Annotated in this window: 17 protein-coding genes and 1 tRNA gene; 11 read left to right on the top strand and 7 right to left on the bottom strand. The window is 49.6% G+C overall.

All coding sequences use genetic code 11. The features are described 5' to 3' along the window. Positions 1-44: 44 nt before the first annotated feature. Positions 45-115: transfer RNA gene (locus tag EPD17_RS12670), tRNA-Cys, on the bottom strand. 100 nt (positions 116-215) lie between these two features. Between EPD17_RS12670 and EPD17_RS12665 the strand changes: the two genes are divergently transcribed. The 5 genes from EPD17_RS12665 (at position 216) to EPD17_RS12645 (ending at position 3989) form a co-directional block, all read left to right on the top strand. Continuing rightward, positions 216-1091, top strand: a complete 876-nt coding sequence (locus EPD17_RS12665) for a nucleoside phosphorylase (protein ID WP_132054727.1) — start codon at positions 216-218, stop codon at positions 1089-1091. Between the two features lie 4 nt (positions 1092-1095). Next, positions 1096-1878 carry a diaminopimelate epimerase gene (dapF, locus tag EPD17_RS12660; RefSeq protein WP_132054725.1) on the top strand — a complete coding sequence of 261 codons (783 nt, stop codon included), beginning with the start codon at positions 1096-1098 and terminating at the stop codon, positions 1876-1878. A gap of 24 nt (positions 1879-1902) precedes the next feature. After that, positions 1903-2841 (top strand): magnesium transporter CorA family protein, encoded by a 939-nt coding sequence (locus EPD17_RS12655; protein ID WP_132054723.1) that lies wholly within the window; start codon positions 1903-1905, stop codon positions 2839-2841. 3 nt (positions 2842-2844) lie between these two features. Further along, positions 2845-3324 (top strand): NUDIX domain-containing protein, encoded by a 480-nt coding sequence (locus EPD17_RS12650; RefSeq protein ID WP_132054721.1) that lies wholly within the window; start codon positions 2845-2847, stop codon positions 3322-3324. A gap of 455 nt (positions 3325-3779) precedes the next feature. After that, a complete protein-coding gene (locus tag EPD17_RS12645; RefSeq protein ID WP_132054719.1) occupies positions 3780-3989 on the top strand; it encodes a hypothetical protein in 210 nt (69 codons plus the stop codon). Between the two features lie 34 nt (positions 3990-4023). Here EPD17_RS12645 and EPD17_RS12640 read toward each other — a convergent pair whose 3' ends face one another. Then, complete coding sequence (locus EPD17_RS12640; protein WP_132054717.1) at positions 4024-4293, bottom strand: acylphosphatase; 270 nt, start codon at positions 4291-4293, stop codon at positions 4024-4026. A 232-nt stretch (positions 4294-4525) separates the two neighbouring features. Between EPD17_RS12640 and EPD17_RS12635 the strand changes: the two genes are divergently transcribed. The 3 genes from EPD17_RS12635 (at position 4526) to EPD17_RS12625 (ending at position 6871) form a co-directional block, all read left to right on the top strand. Further along, positions 4526-5302 (top strand): TerB family tellurite resistance protein, encoded by a 777-nt coding sequence (locus EPD17_RS12635; protein WP_132054715.1) that lies wholly within the window; start codon positions 4526-4528, stop codon positions 5300-5302. A gap of 43 nt (positions 5303-5345) precedes the next feature. Next, positions 5346-5711, top strand: a complete 366-nt coding sequence (locus EPD17_RS12630) for a LysM peptidoglycan-binding domain-containing protein (protein WP_114233937.1) — start codon at positions 5346-5348, stop codon at positions 5709-5711. Between the two features lie 104 nt (positions 5712-5815). Further along, positions 5816-6871 (top strand): endonuclease/exonuclease/phosphatase family protein, encoded by a 1056-nt coding sequence (locus EPD17_RS12625; RefSeq protein WP_132054713.1) that lies wholly within the window; start codon positions 5816-5818, stop codon positions 6869-6871. A 165-nt stretch (positions 6872-7036) separates the two neighbouring features. Here the strand turns inward: EPD17_RS12625 and EPD17_RS12620 are convergent, their stop codons facing one another. Next, entirely contained in the window at positions 7037-8191 is a 1155-nt protein-coding gene (locus tag EPD17_RS12620) for an acyl-CoA dehydrogenase family protein (RefSeq protein WP_132054711.1), read from the bottom strand. A gap of 287 nt (positions 8192-8478) precedes the next feature. Continuing rightward, positions 8479-8829: a YciI family protein gene (locus tag EPD17_RS12615; protein ID WP_132054709.1), complete on the bottom strand. Its 351-nt coding sequence runs from the start codon at positions 8827-8829 to the stop codon at positions 8479-8481. 35 nt (positions 8830-8864) lie between these two features. On the opposite strand from EPD17_RS12615, the gene EPD17_RS12610 reads away from it, so the two are divergent. Together EPD17_RS12610 and EPD17_RS12605 are read left to right on the top strand one after the other, a co-directional pair. After that, positions 8865-9293, top strand: a complete 429-nt coding sequence (locus tag EPD17_RS12610; RefSeq protein WP_132054707.1) for a GNAT family N-acetyltransferase — start codon at positions 8865-8867, stop codon at positions 9291-9293. Between the two features lie 81 nt (positions 9294-9374). Then, positions 9375-10850, top strand: coding sequence for a gluconokinase (locus EPD17_RS12605; protein WP_132054705.1), 1476 nt, complete (start codon positions 9375-9377; stop codon positions 10848-10850). 3 nt (positions 10851-10853) lie between these two features. Here EPD17_RS12605 and pncB read toward each other — a convergent pair whose 3' ends face one another. Continuing rightward, positions 10854-12032 carry a nicotinate phosphoribosyltransferase gene (gene pncB, locus EPD17_RS12600; RefSeq protein WP_132054703.1) on the bottom strand — a complete coding sequence of 393 codons (1179 nt, stop codon included), beginning with the start codon at positions 12030-12032 and terminating at the stop codon, positions 10854-10856. A 146-nt stretch (positions 12033-12178) separates the two neighbouring features. Continuing rightward, the gene (dnaK, locus tag EPD17_RS12595) at positions 12179-14086 is read right to left on the bottom strand and encodes a molecular chaperone DnaK (protein ID WP_132054701.1); all 1908 of its coding nucleotides are present in this window, start codon (positions 14084-14086) and stop codon (positions 12179-12181) included. 199 nt (positions 14087-14285) lie between these two features. Here dnaK and EPD17_RS12590 point away from each other — a divergent pair, with 199 nt between their 5' ends. After that, positions 14286-14948 (top strand): DUF4403 family protein, encoded by a 663-nt coding sequence (locus EPD17_RS12590; protein ID WP_165929603.1) that lies wholly within the window; start codon positions 14286-14288, stop codon positions 14946-14948. A gap of 5 nt (positions 14949-14953) precedes the next feature. Here EPD17_RS12590 and EPD17_RS12585 read toward each other — a convergent pair whose 3' ends face one another. After that, entirely contained in the window at positions 14954-15475 is a 522-nt protein-coding gene (locus EPD17_RS12585) for a GtrA family protein (protein ID WP_240040609.1), read from the bottom strand. Positions 15476-15479 lie beyond the last annotated feature (4 nt).

Here is a 15479-nt window from a genome sequence, read left to right as displayed (position 1 = left end):
TGTTTAAAAAATAAAAAAGCTGTCGCGGGACAGCTTTTTTGGTGAGGTACCAAGCAGATTCGAACTGCTGTACGAGGTTTTGCAGACCTCTGCCTAGCCACTCGGCCATGGTACCCTTTCGCTTGTACGATTTCTCGTTTTTGAGCGGGTTGCAAATATAGATAATTTTGCAAACCAAAATCGCCTCTAATTTTTTGTACCTAATTTCCGCATTCATGCAGCGTATTGCCGAATCAGAATTAATCATCAATGCACGGGGTGCCGTGTATCATCTCGATTTGCGGCCCGAAGAACTGGCCGACACCGTCATCACCGTAGGCGATCCCGGCCGTGTGCCCGTTGTGTCCAAGTATTTCGACCACATCGAATACAAGGCTGAGCACCGCGAATTTATTACGCATACCGGCACCATTGGTGGCAAACGCTTGTCTGTGATTTCCACCGGCATTGGCCCCGATAATATCGACATCGTGGTAAACGAGCTGGATGCGCTGGTGAATATTGATTTTGAATCCCGCACCATCAAGCCCACGCTTACAGCGCTGAATATTGTACGCATGGGCACCTGCGGTTCGCTGCAGGCAGATGTGCCGGTGGACAGTTTTGTTGCTTCTACGCATGGTTTGGGCCTCGATAACCTGCTCAATTTTTACCGGCTGGAGCACAACGATGAAGAGCGGCAACTGTTGCAGTCTTTTGCCACGCATACACAGCTGCACATGCAGGTAACCAACCCTTACATCAGCTCGGCAAGCCCTTCGCTGCTCAAGCATTTTGTGCATGGCTACCACCAGGGCATCACTGTTACCTGCCCCGGTTTTTATGGTCCGCAGGGGCGTGTGCTGCGCCTGGGCGTACGCAACCCGCAACTCATTACATCACTCACTCAATTTCAGTTTGGCAACCACCGCATTGCCAATTTTGAAATGGAAACATCAGCCATTTATGGCCTGGGCCGGCTGCTGGGACATCATTGTCTTTCGCTCAATGCCGTTGTGGCCAACAGGGTGCGGCAGGAGTTTTCGAAAGATGGTGCGGCCGCTGTGGAAAGCCTGATTCAACAATCGCTGGAAATGCTTCAAAGTATTTAACTACATGCAGATCAATTTTTACAAATACCAGGGCACCGGCAACGATTTCGTGATCCTGGATAATCGCAACGGCGAATACAGCAGCTTATCGAAAAAACAAGTGGAGGCCATTTGCCAGCGCCGCTTTGGTGTGGGCGCCGATGGCTTGATGATGCTGAACGCACATGCGGATTATGATTTTGAAATGAAATATTACAATGCCGACGGCGGCGAAAGCACCATGTGCGGCAATGGTGGCCGCTGCTTGGTGAAGTTTGCATACGACCGCGGCATCATCAAAACCGTGTACCGCTTTTTAGCAGTGGATGGCCCGCATGAAGCATCGGTGGACCTGGATGGTTCTGTGTCGCTAAAGATGGTGGATGTAAGCGGGATGCAACAGCAGTCGGGCAGTTTTGTACTAAACACCGGCTCGCCGCATTTCGTGCAATTTAGCAGCAATGTAATGGCAGAAGATGTGGCCAAACGCGGCCGCGAAATCCGCAACAGCCCGCCGTTTGTAGCCGAAGGCATCAACGTAAATTTCGTGGAGCAAACCGAAGATAGTTACCGCATCAAAGTACGCACCTACGAACGGGGCGTGGAAGATGAAACCTACTCCTGCGGCACCGGTGTAACGGCTGCAGCACTGGTTTGTTACCACAACGATAACGGATTTAACCGCGTAGAAATTGATACCTTGGGTGGCCGCCTGAGTGTTGATTATGACAAAGTAGGCGATTCGTTTCAAAACATCTGGCTTACCGGCCCGGCGGTGCAGGTGTTCCAGGGTTCCATTCAATTATAGTTTCCACCTTTTCAACGTGTTCCTTTGATTCAGTATTTTATCAACGTTAATCAGAAAACAGTACAAACGCCCAAGGCGCAAAACGGCACCTGGGTGAATGTGCTGCCACCGCTGAAACAGGAAGAATTTACTGAACTGTCGGAAACGCTGAACATACCGATCGACTTTCTTACCGACTCGCTGGATATTGACGAACGTACCCGCTTTGAAGAAGAAGATGGTGTGCGGTTGATTGTGCTGAAAACCCCTACCCTCAATAATTCGTTCAACGAAAGTGATGCGTATTACATTACCATACCGGTATGTATCATACTCACCGGCGACCAGATCGTAACGGTGAATTCGTTTGAAAACCCGGCGATGAAAAAGTTTTTAAACACCTTTCAAAACCGGCACCCGAACAAAAAGAACATGATGGTGCTGAAGATCTTTGAAAAGGTGGTGCAAAACTTTATGGAAAGCCTTAAAGAAGTAAATGGCAGGCGAAACAGCCTGGAACAAAAGCTCTATCATGCCAACCGCAACGAGTACCTGCTGCAACTGATGCGCATACAAAAAAGCCTGGTGTATTTTGTAACGGCGCTGCGGTCGAATGAGTTGTTGTTTATGAAACTGGAGCGCACCAATTTTTTGGGGCTCAATGATGATGAAAAAGAATTTTTAAACGACCTGATTGTAGATAATTCGCAGGCGCTTGAAATGGCGAACATTTACACCAACATTTTGAGCAGCACCCTTGATGCATTTGCCTCCATCATTGCCAACAACCAAAACGAAGTGCTGAAGCGGCTTTCGGTGATCACCATTGTGCTCACCTTCCCGGTGCTCATCGCTTCCTTGTTTGGTATGAATGTACCGAGTGGTTTTGAGCGGTCTCCGTATGCGTTTTACATCGTTGCCATATTGTCGCTGGGCATTTCGCTGGGTATTGGCTGGTTCTTTTTACGTAAAAAAATATTCTAACGCATGGCCACCATCACCCTGCGGGTTTATGGCATCATGTTCAATGAAGCGGGCCAGTTGCTGGTCACCGATGAAATGATCCGTGGCGAACGTTTTACCAAATTTCCGGGTGGCGGCCTCGAGTGGGGCGAAGGCACCCGTGAATGCCTGGTGCGGGAGTTTAAGGAAGAAATGAACCTGCTGGTGGAAGTAAAAGAACACCTCTACACCACTGATTTTTTCCAGGAGTCTGCATTTAAAAAAGGCGACCAGATCATTTCCATATACTATCGCGTCCAGGCGTTGGAGCCGCTGCAGGTGCGCATCAGCACCGAACCCTTTCAGTTTGATGCCGGTCAACTGGCGCTATACGAAGCAACACGGCAAACAGAATCCTTTCGGTTTATTGACTGGCACACACTTACCGAAAATGACCTAACGTTGCCGATTGACCGAATTGTGGTGGGCTTGATGAAGCGAGGGGAGATCGTGTTGCCGGCGTGATAAACGTGAAACGTCAAACGTGAAGGGTGAATGGTCAATCATGAATGATAGAGCATTCCCTCACAATTTTGATTGTTGGTTTGTACGTTGTTGCTGATTGAGACCTTTTTTACTGACTCATTTTTTAAGCGCCTTCTTACTATGATCAGTAAACTAAAGGCACTTTCTATTCGATCGCCTACATAATTTCATTTTTTAGAAGAAATGGCAGCATTCCAAAGATCTCTATCTCGAGAAAATGTCTAGGGCAAATTTGCTGACATGCACTGATCCTAATCTTATCGTCTAAATCTTCTCGACCGAAACTTTACAATAATTAACGCCATACATCACCTACCTACCTCACTTGCATTCCATTTCCTCGCCCCTTTCACGTTTGACGTGTCACGTTTCAGGATCCGCCCCCTACCCCGCCCGTGGCACAGATTTTTGCAGCTATTGGCAAAACAACAATCATGTCCAACGAACGCAACAATCAACCAGCAGCCAACCAGCAGCCTGCCGTGCACCAGCAACCCAATGTGGCGCAAAATGAAGGGCTGGAAATGAACCTGAACGAAAATCCAAGGGCGAACGAAAATGTGACCGAAGCAACAGGCGGCAAGCCTGTAAAAGGCGACGGAGATGGCGTAGGCAGCGAAATCACCGATGGGGAAGCGGGATAGATAAAATGTTGTCGCAGCAACAATGCATTGCCTTTTACCGGATGATCCTGAAGCCGTCAAAGTTTTCTTCTGGTAGCATTTGCGCCTGCACTTCGGTTACTCTTGCGCCTGGCGGACCTACTTTGCACCACGCTTCCATCGCTGCCAAGGCGCCATCGGGGCCAGTTGCCCGCAGCTGCACCGATCCGTCAGGCAGGTTTTTAACCCAGCCGGTAAGGCCCAATGTTTCGGCTTTTTGCCGGGCCGATGCACGGTAAAAAACGCCTTGTACTTTCCCGGATATGGTCCATTCCTGTGTGGGCATCGAGGTTTTATTTTTGAAAATAAATGTAGGTACAACTGCAGAACATAGTACTACCCGATGTTTCGGCAGTGTTGACAAACGCAGCTTTTATTTATAAAGGTTTTGCTGCCGCAATGCTAATTAGATCGACATGGCTATTACCAGGTTGCTGTATGTGCCTTCCTTTCCTTGCTTTGCATTTACAGCCGAGGCTGGCATAATATTTACGGTTTTCGTGTAATAAAAAAATTATATGGACCAGCAAACTACGATTCTTGCCGGTGCTTCCGACGGCGAAAAAGCTGCTTATTTAGGCGTGATTGCCTCCATTGCCACCGCCGACCATGAGGCCAGCGATGAGGAACTGGAGTATATAGCGGCGCTTTGCGAGTCGGCAGACCTTCCGCAGGCGCAAACCGAGGAGGTTTTGCGCACCGCCCGAGAAGCATCAGAACCGCACCTGAAACAGCACCTGGAAACGCTGAAAACAAGCGACCTGAAGTTTTCGCTGGTCACCGACCTGATCACTTTTGCCAAAGCCGATCAACATTATTCCAAGGCAGAGCAACACCATGTACAGCGCATTGCGGAAGCATTGCAAATTGACCAGCAGCAGTTTGGCCTGTTGGATGAATACACAGAAAAAGCCATCCAATCTGACGCTGCGCCGGAAGAAGTAGCCAGCCCTACATTTTTAGCCAATACCGGGCTGCAACAAAAAATGCAAAGTGCCGGCATCAACACCGGCGGGCTGCTCAAAGGTTTGCTGAGCTTTGCCGGCCCGATGATACTGGCAGCCATGCTGCGCCGCCGCGGTGGCGGAGGCGGGCTCGGTGGAATGTTGGGCGGTGGCGGCTTGGGTGGCGCACTGGGCGGCATGCTGGGTGGTAGCGGTGGACTTGGTGGCATGCTCGGCGGCGGTAACCGCAGTGGTGGCGGATTGGGTTCGCTTATTGGCATGCTCAGTGGCGGCCGCGGCATGAGCGGCGCTGGTGGTATGCTGGGCCGCATGTTGGGTGGCCGTTTTTAAATCAAATTTTTCCTTTCATTTTTCAACCTTAAATGTTCTCCATATGTCAGCATTAACTGATAAATACGCACAGGTAATTAAAGTAGCGCAGGAAGCAGGCATCACCGATCTGCAGGTTCGCGAGGAAGGCACTATGCTCCATGTAACGGGCACCGCACCAAACGAGCAAGCCAAGCAACGTGTTTGGGATGTGTACAATACTTTAAATCCCGATTATAAGTCGGCCGATATGGCGCTGAATATAACCACCGGCATGGACGAGTACGAAGTAAAATCCGGTGACTCCCTTTCAAAAATTGGCAAGGAACACGGTGTGGATTGGAAGACCATTTACGAAGCCAATAAAGATGTTATTAAAAATCCCGATCTCATCCAGCCGGGTTGGAAACTGAAAATACCAAAGGCTTGATCTTTTATTTTTCCCGTTGTAAAATGAGGCGCACCAATTACGGGGCGCTTCTTTTTTGCCTTGGCAACGGGATTGCATAGTCTCATCCATACATCCCTATTTTTATGCTCCTTGCCCTTACTATTTGTTCCATCCTCTTGTTGGTAGTATCTGCATTAACGCTGGTGCGCAACGACTTTTGGGTGTTCAAGGTGTTTGAATATCCGCGGTTGCAAAAGCTCATTCTTATGGCTGTGGTAATAGCCGGATGGGCATTGGTGTTGGATCAAATGAAACCGGCGCACTACGTCATCTTTGGATTGCTGGTGTGTGCAGCATTTTACTATGCCGGAAAAGTTTTTCCCTACACCATGCTGTGGCCTACCGAGATCAAACGGATCAAAGCGGCAGAAGGTATTTGCAGCCTGAAAATTTTTTCCGCAAATGTGCTGCAAACCAATACTGAGTACGACCGGATGCTGGCACAAATCAGGGAAACCGATCCGGACATTGTTTTTTTGCTGGAAACAGATGATGGATGGGAAAAAGCGATGCGGCCGTTACTAGAGAAATATACACATCACCTGCTGCAGCCGCAGAACAATACTTATGGGCTCTTGTTTTACACCCGCATAAAAATGATTTCGGGCACGATAAAACAGCGGGTGAAAGAAGACATTCCATCCATTGAAGCGGTGCTGAAAATGAGCAACGGGCAGGAGGTAAAAATATGGGGCCTGCACCCGGAGCCGCCGGTGCCTGGTGAAAATTTATATTCTACCGCAAAAGACAAAGAATTAATGAAGGTGGCGCTGCTTGCCCGTAAAGAGCCCTTGCCCAGCGTGGTATTCGGCGACCTGAACGACGTGGCGTGGAGCCATACCACCAAGCTGTTTCGCAAAACCAGCGGCCTGCTCGATCCCCGCATTGGACGTGGATTTTACTCAACTTTCAATGCACACCATTGGTGGATGCGCTTTCCGCTGGACTATATTTTTTGCTCGACAGATTTTGGCCTCGTCCGCATGAAGCGCATGCCCAAAAACGGCTCTGATCATTTTGCCACATTTGTACACCTGGCTTACCAGCCACGCCTAGAACCAGAGCAATCGGCACCGGAAGCCACGACGGAAAACATCAAAGAGGCAAAGGAAATGGCGACGCAGGAGGTGGTGGAGTAGAGAGAGACGGAAGACGGAAGTCCGAGGTCCGAAGACGAGAATATGATGTCGTAAAAAACATGTTTTCTGTTTACTCAATTATTTAGAAACAGAAAACATGCTGATACTGTTTTGGTTGAGCAACTCTAAAACAGTTCTTCGGACTGCGGTCGTCCGACTTCCGACTTACTTCAGAATCGTCCTGCTGATCACAATGCGCTGGACTTCGCTGGTGCCTTCATAGATCTGGGTGATCTTGGCATCACGCATCAGCCGCTCCACATGGTATTCTTTTACAAAGCCGTAACCACCGTGTATTTGCACGGCTTCGGTTGCGGTCCACATGGCCGTTTCTGATGCAAACACTTTCGCCATAGATGAAGCCAAAGTATAATCCTGTTTTTGGTCTTTTAACCAGGCCGCTTTAAGGCAAAGCATCCGGGCTGCTTCAATGCGGGTGGCCATATCGGCCAGCTTAAATGCAATGGCCTGGTGGTTCATGATCTCGGTGCCAAATGCCTTGCGGGTTTTGCTGTACGCCAGCGATAACTCGTAAGCGCCGGATGCAATACCCAAAGCTTGTGACGCAATACCGATACGGCCGCCAGCCAACGTTTTCATGGCAAACGAAAATCCAAAACCATCGGCGCCGATGCGGTTTTCTTTGGGCACTTTTACATCGTTGAACATGATGGTATGGGTGTCAGATGCACGGATGCCGAGTTTATTTTCCTTACCACCCACCACTACGCCGGGCCAGGATTTTTCTACGATCAACACATTAATTCCGTGTGAACCTTTCGACGGATCGGTCTGCGCAATCACAAGGTACACCGATGCAGTGCCACCATTGGTGATCCAGTTTTTGGTGCCGTTGAGCAGGTAATGATCGCTTTTGTCTTCGGCGGTGGTGCGTTGAGATGTGGCATCGGAACCGGCCTCGGGCTCGCTGAGCAAAAAAGCGCCCAGGTACAACTCGCCGTCTTTTTTGCCTTGTGCCAGAGGCGCCAGGTATTTTTGTTTTTGTTCTTCGGTGCCAAATGCTTCAATGCCGTAGCACACGAGGCTGTTGTTCACACTCATGCACACGCTAACCGAGGCATCTATCTTGCTGATTTCCTCCATGGCCAGCACATAGCTCACCGTGTCGAGGCCGGCGCCACCATATTCCTGCGGCACCATCATCCCCATAAAACCTAGATCAGCCAGCTTCGATATTTGTTCTTTGGGAAATTTTTGAAGTTCGTCGCGTTCAATAACGCCGGGCCGGCATTCGGTTTGGGCAAAATCCCGCGCCGCCTGCTGAATCATCAGGTGTTCTTCTGAGAGTTGAAAATGCATAAACAAGCAATGTTTCCACAAATATAACGGGTACGTACTGCCCGGCTTTCAATTTAGAAACCGTTGTATTTCCGCTTGAAAATGCTGAATGATTTTCGAAAAAAGAGCGGCGCTTTTGAATGGATAATATGTGGAAGCAGGCACTTTGGTTTCAGGGTAAATAGAAGTGAAAAGAATGGATTATTTGCTAGCGCAGCTTCGGTGGGTTTTCATCATTAAAATAAGCCCGTTTAAAAGCAAACTGGGTAACCCTCAAGTGCTACTTTCTGTATGGTAAAATAAACGCCCTACCCTGCCAATGTCTGCCCGGGAATACTAAAAAAATTAAATAACTCATAGCGTAAGTAACCACCTTGAATGTACGGGTCGGTGGCCATCAACATGGCGATGGCCTCGTGGTCGTTGGTGTTGAAAATGATGATGCCTCGCAGCTTTTGATGGGCTACCGGCCCATACACCGAAATGTTCCCCTGTTGTTCCAGCGTGAACAAATGCGCCAGGTGCGCCACTTGCAACTGGTTGGCAACAGCTTCATCTTCGGGCATGGCTTTGGCAGCCAGCAGGTGCAGCAAAGTGTACGGTTTACCAGTGGCTACTTTTTGCATCACTGCCTCGGCCGTTAAAGGTTGTTGGGTCATACCGTTTACTTTTGCACCAAAATAATACGGGTTGCATGGACCTCAAAATTATCCCGCATCTTTCTGAAGCGTACAACGAGATGTTGCAGCTCCGCATCAATGTTTTGCTGGAGCCCAGCGGCATTACGTCCACTTATATCCAGCCACATGCGGAAGCAACCGACATTCATATTGGTGCTTTTGAAGATGAAAAGATTATCGGATGTTGCGTGCTCACCGATCGCGGAAACGGGCAGGTGCAATTGAGGCAAATGGCTGTGGATCCCAATTTTCAAGGTAAAGGTCTGGGTGCTGCAATTGTACAATTTGCGGAAACAGTGGCCCGCGACAAAGGATTTTACACACTGTTTTTACATGCCCGCAACCCGGTGATGACTTTTTACGAAAAAAGCGGCTACACTGTGGCCGGCGACGAATTTTTAGAAGTGGGTATTGCGCACCACCGGATGGAGAAGGTTTTATAGACCAGTCCATTTGCTAAGCATTTTTTCAAAAAAGATGGTTGATCGAGCAAGCCTTTTACCGCTATCCACTATCTTTTGCTCATGCAGCAGGTTTATATCATCGGCATCGACATAGGCACGGGCAGTACCAAAGCGGTAGCGGTAGCAAAAAGCGGCGACGTGCTTGGTGACCACCAGGTTTTTTACCCCGAAAACGAAGGGCACTCGGTGCAAAACCCGGCTGTGGTTTGGGATGCATTTGTGGCTTGTATCAATAATGTGGTGGGCCACATGGGATACCCGCCGGACGCCATTGTTTTAAGCAGCGCCATGCACAGCATCATGGCGGTAGATAGCCAGGCTACACCCCTTTCGCCGCTCATTACCTGGGCCGATCCAAGGGCTTCCGATATTGCATCAAACCTGTATGCACAGCCTTTAGGTAAAGAACTTTACGAAGCTTGCGGCACGCCTATACATGCCCTTTCGCCGTTATGTAAAATTGTTTGGTGGCGCGAACATGACGCTGCCCTGTTCCAGTCTGCACATAAGTTTATCGGCATTAAAGAATGGATCTGGCACCGGCTGTTTGGTTTTTTTGAGATCGACTTTTCGCTGGGCGCCGCCACTGGTATGATGGAGTTAGCATCGTTTAGCTGGCACAGCCCGGCATTGGAATTCGCAAGTTCAGATACCGATCGACTGTCGCAATTGGTGCCCACCACTTTTCAGCGAAATGCGCTTACGCCACATGCAGCTTCGTTGCTCGATTTGCCAGCCAACATTCCGTTTTACATTGGCGCTTCGGATGGCTGCCTCGCCAACTTGGGAACCGGTGCCTTGCACCAGGGCATCGGCGCTACCACTGTTGGCACCAGTGGCGCGGTGCGGGTGGCGGCCACAAAACCTTGCCCGCAGTGGCCTGAGCAATTGTTTAACTATTATCTCGACGAAGGCTGGTGGATTACCGGGGGTGCCATCAACAACGGCGGCGCTGCTATTTCGTGGGCTGCGGATTTGTTGTTTGCAAACGGGATAGACGATGTGCCGTTCGATACCTTAAGCCATATTGAACCCGGTGCAAAAGGCCTGATGTTTCTGCCGTACCTAATGGGCGAACGGGCACCCATTTGGGACAGTGCCAGCAGTGCTGCATTTATTGGGCTGCAACAACATCATAACAAACAACACTTAATAAAAGCCGTGCTGGAAGGCGTTTGTTTTGCCCTGCGCTCGGTGCTGGAGCCGCTGGAAAAAGCAACTGGGCCGGTGCACAAGCTGCACCTGAGCGGTGGTTTTGCAAAATCGGAAACGGCCTTGCAGCTGTTTGCCGATTGCACCGGCAAAGAAGTAGTCCGGTTGCAAACAGCCGATGCTTCGGCGATGGGTGCTGCTTATCTTGGTTTTAAGGCTCTGGGTTGGGTGACCGATTTTGACCAACTACCACTACCGGTTGCGGATAGTCGCTTTTTACCCGATGGCCGAAGGCACCAATTGTACAACAGGCTTTTTTCCATTTACCAGGACCTGTACCCCGTACTACGCCAAACCATGCACCGGCTGCACCAGTTGCGGTGATGCTTAATCTTTTATTTGTAGCACCGCTTTCACCAGGTTGATCGATTCGGCCGGGCCCGTGTATTTGCCCCGTTCGTCGGAAAGTTTTACTACCGGTGTCCACTCCTCGCCTTCCGGGCAGGCCTCGGTCATTTTCATCACGATGTTCATCGGCTGCAAACCCACGTCGTTGGTGAGGTTGGTGCCAATGCCAAACGACATACCGATGCGGCCGCGACAGGCTTCGGTGATGCGGGCCACTTTTTCGTAGTTCAAGCCGTCGGAGAAGATGATGGTTTTGGTGCGTGGGTCGATGCCCAACTTTTGGTAATGCGCAATGGTTTGCTCGGCAAATGCCACTGGGTCGCCGCTGTCGTGGCGAACGCCGTCAAAAAGCTTCGCAAATTTTTTATCGAAAATCTCGAAGAATTCAGTTGTGGTAAACGTGTCGGAAAGGGCAATGCCCAGGTCGCCCCGAAATACTTCCACCCAGTTTTCCAGCGCCATCGTGTTGGCCATTTTAGCGCCAAATTTTGCCGCATGAAACATAAACCATTCATGCGCATGTGTGCCAATGGGTTTGGTACTATGCTTATGGGCCAGGTGTACATTCGATGTGCCCACAAAGGTGCTGCCGGCGTTTTGCATCATCGTTTTTACCACTAAATCCTGCACGGCATACGAATGCCTGCGGCGGGTGCCGAAATCAGCAATGGTCACCCCCAGTTCTCGGTATTGCGCCAGCTTGTTTTCCGCTGTTTGTACAACGACTTCGTCAGAAGCTTTCACACTGTTATTGAGCAGGTAAAAATTTTCTGAGATCAGGCACAGCAACGGCACTTCCCAAAGGATTGTGCGGTACCAATAGCCTTCTACCGTCACCGATACGTTGCTGCCATTTTGTTCAATATGAACTTCCGATGGATCATACCGGTAACCTTCCAGAAAATCGAGGTACACGGGATCCAGGTACGGACAAGCTTTTTGCAAAAATGCTTTCTCAGCGCGGCTTAGTTGCAAGCCCGCCATCGCATTTACCGAAGCCTGCAAAGCCTTATCGAAACCGTCCGGCATTTGGTGCTTGCCGCGGTTGATGAAGGTATAACGGGCACGGGCACGTGGAAACAATTTGACCACACCTTGCTGCATGGTAAACTTGTAAAAATCATTGTCAAGAATCGAAGGTAGTTGGGCGTGCTGCATGGTTAAATGTAATTGCAAATTCCACTCAGCGATCATATTCTTGTAGACTTTTATTTTCTCAATTGTACTAAAACAAACAGCCCCGCATCACTGCAGGGCTGTTCTATCAAACTAAATCCTCTTGAATCTTATAAATCCGGGTTCACTTATTTTACTTCCTCGTACTCAGCGTCGGTTACATTTTCTGCACCGCCACCACCGGGTTGTTGCTGTTGTCCTGCATCAGCACCGGGCTGTGCCCCACCAGCGTCCTGTGTAGCTTTGTACATATCTTCCGAAGCTGCGGTCCAAGCGGCATTCATAGCAGTTACTGCCGTATCAATGCGGCCCAGGTCCTGCGATTTGTGCGCTTCACGCAGGTCGTTCAATGCCGACTCGATCGGAGCTTTTTTATCAGCAGGAATTTTATCGCCGTATTCCTTCAATTGCTTTTCTGTCTGGAAGATCAGCGAATCTGCCTGGTTTACTTTTTCCACTCTTTCTTTCTCGGCTTTGTCGGTAGCTTCATTTGCTTTCGCTTCGGCCTTCATTTTTTCGATCTCGTCTTTGGTCAAACCAGAACCAGCTTCAATGCGGATCTTTTGTTCTTTACCAGTGCCTTTGTCTTTTGCCGTTACATGCAAAATACCGTTGGCATCAATATCGAAGATCACTTCGATCTGGGGTACACCACGCGGCGCCGGCGGAATGCCATCGAGGTTGAACATGCCCAGGCTCTTGTTTTGCGTAGCCATGGGGCGCTCACCCTGCAGCACATGAATTTGCACACCGGGCTGGTTATCGGAAGCCGTAGAGAAGGTTTCCGATTTGCGGGTAGGAATAGTTGTGTTCGACTCGATCAGGCGGGTCATTACACCACCCATGGTTTCGATACCCAGCGACAGCGGGGTAACGTCGAGCAGTAGTACGTCTTTAACCTCACCGGTCAAAACGGCACCCTGGATAGCAGCACCAATGGCTACGACCTCATCGGGGTTAACACCACGGTGCGGCTTTTTGCCAAAGAAGCGCTCTACAATTTCCTGCACTTTAGGAATGCGGGTAGAACCACCCACCAGGATCACTTCGTCGATTTGCGAAGTGCTGTACCCTGCATCTTTCAGTGCTTGTTCGCAAGGCTTCAGGCAACGCTCAAACAAGTTGTCGGCCAGGGCCTCAAATTTGGCGCGGGTCAGTTTTTTCACCAGGTGTTTGGGCACGCCATCCACTGCGGTGATATAAGGCAGGTTGATCTCTGTTTCGCTGGACGAAGACAGTTCCACCTTTGCTTTTTCAGACGCTTCTTTCAGGCGCTGCAGCGCCATCGGGTCTTTGCGCAGGTCCACGTTTTCTTCGCTGCGGAATTCCTCAGCCAGCCAGTCCATGATCACTTTATCAAAGTCATCACCACCAAGGTGGGTATCACCGTTGGTTGATTTTACTTCAAATACGCCATCACCCAGCTCGAGGATGGAAATATCGAATGTACCACCACCAAGGTCGAACACGGCAATATGGTGGTCTTTTCCGCCTTTATCCAGGCCATAGGCCAGGGCTGCAGCGGTAGGTTCGTTTACAATACGGCGCACATTGAGGCCGGCAATTTCACCGGCTTCTTTAGTAGCCTGGCGCTGGGCGTCGTTGAAATAAGCGGGCACGGTAATTACCGCGTCGGTTACTTCCTGGCCCAGGTAGTCTTCAGCCGTTTTTTTCATCTTTTGCAGCACCATCGCAGAAATTTCCTGCGGGGTGTACAGGCGGCCATCAATATCTATACGAACGGTATTATTATCGCCTTTGGCTACATTATAGCTCCAGTGGCTTTTCTCTTCAGTGATCTCGTCGAAACGACGGCCCATAAAGCGCTTCACACTCATAATGGTGTTGTGCGGGTTGGTGATGGCCTGGCGCTTGGCGGGGTCGCCCACTTTGCGTTCGCCATTTTTCAAAAAAGCCACCACCGAAGGCGTTGTGCGACGGCCTTCATCGTTGGCAATCACCACCGGCTCGTTTCCCTCCATTACTGCCACGCAACTGTTGGTAGTACCTAAGTCAATACCGATTATTTTTCCCATTGGTTGAAAGTTTAAAGTTCACTCCTATTTATCAATGACCGTGCCGCCGGAAGAAATGTGCAATTTTGACAGTTCGGGGCTAAATGGGTGAAAATGATGGCGTTGTTGGCATTAATCGGCACGGCCGTTTGTCAGTTTCGGCAGGCCGGATGGCAGAAAGCCCGGCCGGAGATTTGTTGCTATTAATAAAATGAACGGGATGGAACAGAACAAACCAATGGAAAAAGAAATGGAGATCAAACTGCGGCTTACGGCAGCGCCGGCCTTACAATTTAATAAGCCGGAAGGGCTGGCCAGCACCGGCGGTAGCGATGGATTTTACCTGCAGGCCACCGCTTCCCTGCCCTATTTGTTGATGAATAAAATATTCAAAGCAGCCGTTGTGGGCAAACGCTTTGACCTTTCCGAAGGCCTTATCAGCACGCATATAATTATTGAAAAAGGTATGGTGGAAGCAGACAGTGCGGGCAACCTGCTGATACAGGCGCATTTTGGCGGATCGTTTTACGGAAGCATTTATATAAAAGGAAAGCCGCAGTACGATGCGGTGTTGCGGGCCGTTCGCCTCGCCGATCTGACTTATGACATTCAATCCACTAGTTTGCTCCTACGATTGAGCAAATCGCTTTTGGCCAACAAAATTGGTGAAGAGTTGATGAAGCGGTCCGTTTTTCCGCTGCAGCCATATTTTGAAAAAGCTGCCGCAACAATCAATTCATCTTTGGAAAAACAATGGTCGCCCACCATTAGGAGTACCGGGAAAGTGCAGGAAGTGTTGGTGCAATCTGTCAGTGCGGGAAAAGAAGCACTGGTGGTGGAAATGGCTTGCACTGGAAATGTAGTAGTGGAAATAAACTTATAAAAGCCTCAGCTTTCAATCAGCACTTCGTCTTTGGCCAGCGTGATCTTTTTTGTTTTAAAAGAAAAATGCCGCTGCGACAGGTAGCTGAACAGGACCACAAAGACGGTGGTCAAAATCATGGAAGGTGTAGGATACCAGCCAAAGCCTTCCACAAATAATTTGAGCAGCACATAGTTAAGCACAATACAACCCAAAGCCACGATGAAGTAGCGAATGAACTGCACCCGGCGCCGCAGGTAAGAGCCCGCAAACACCACGTACATACTCATGTAAAAGCCCAACACAAACGTGACCGGAAACGCCAGCAAAAACGCTGCAATGTGCGGTGAAATAGCAATGGGCCCAATGTGCAGCACCGACTTGTTGAGCACAAAATTGTAAATAACGAAATACAGGAAAATGTTTAGCGTGGTATTGCCGCCGCCGCAGGCCGCGTAGCGGTACGTTTGCAAAGGCATGATGCGCCGGAAAATGGGATAGAAAAAATCTACCACGTCTAAAATAAGGGAACGTAAAAAATGGTGCATCCTG

It is taken from the genome of Pseudocnuella soli (assembly GCF_004347775.1).
Taxonomy (GTDB): Bacteria; Bacteroidota; Bacteroidia; order Chitinophagales; family Chitinophagaceae; genus Flavisolibacter; species Flavisolibacter aquaticus.
This window is presented reverse-complemented; position numbering and strand designations above follow the sequence as displayed.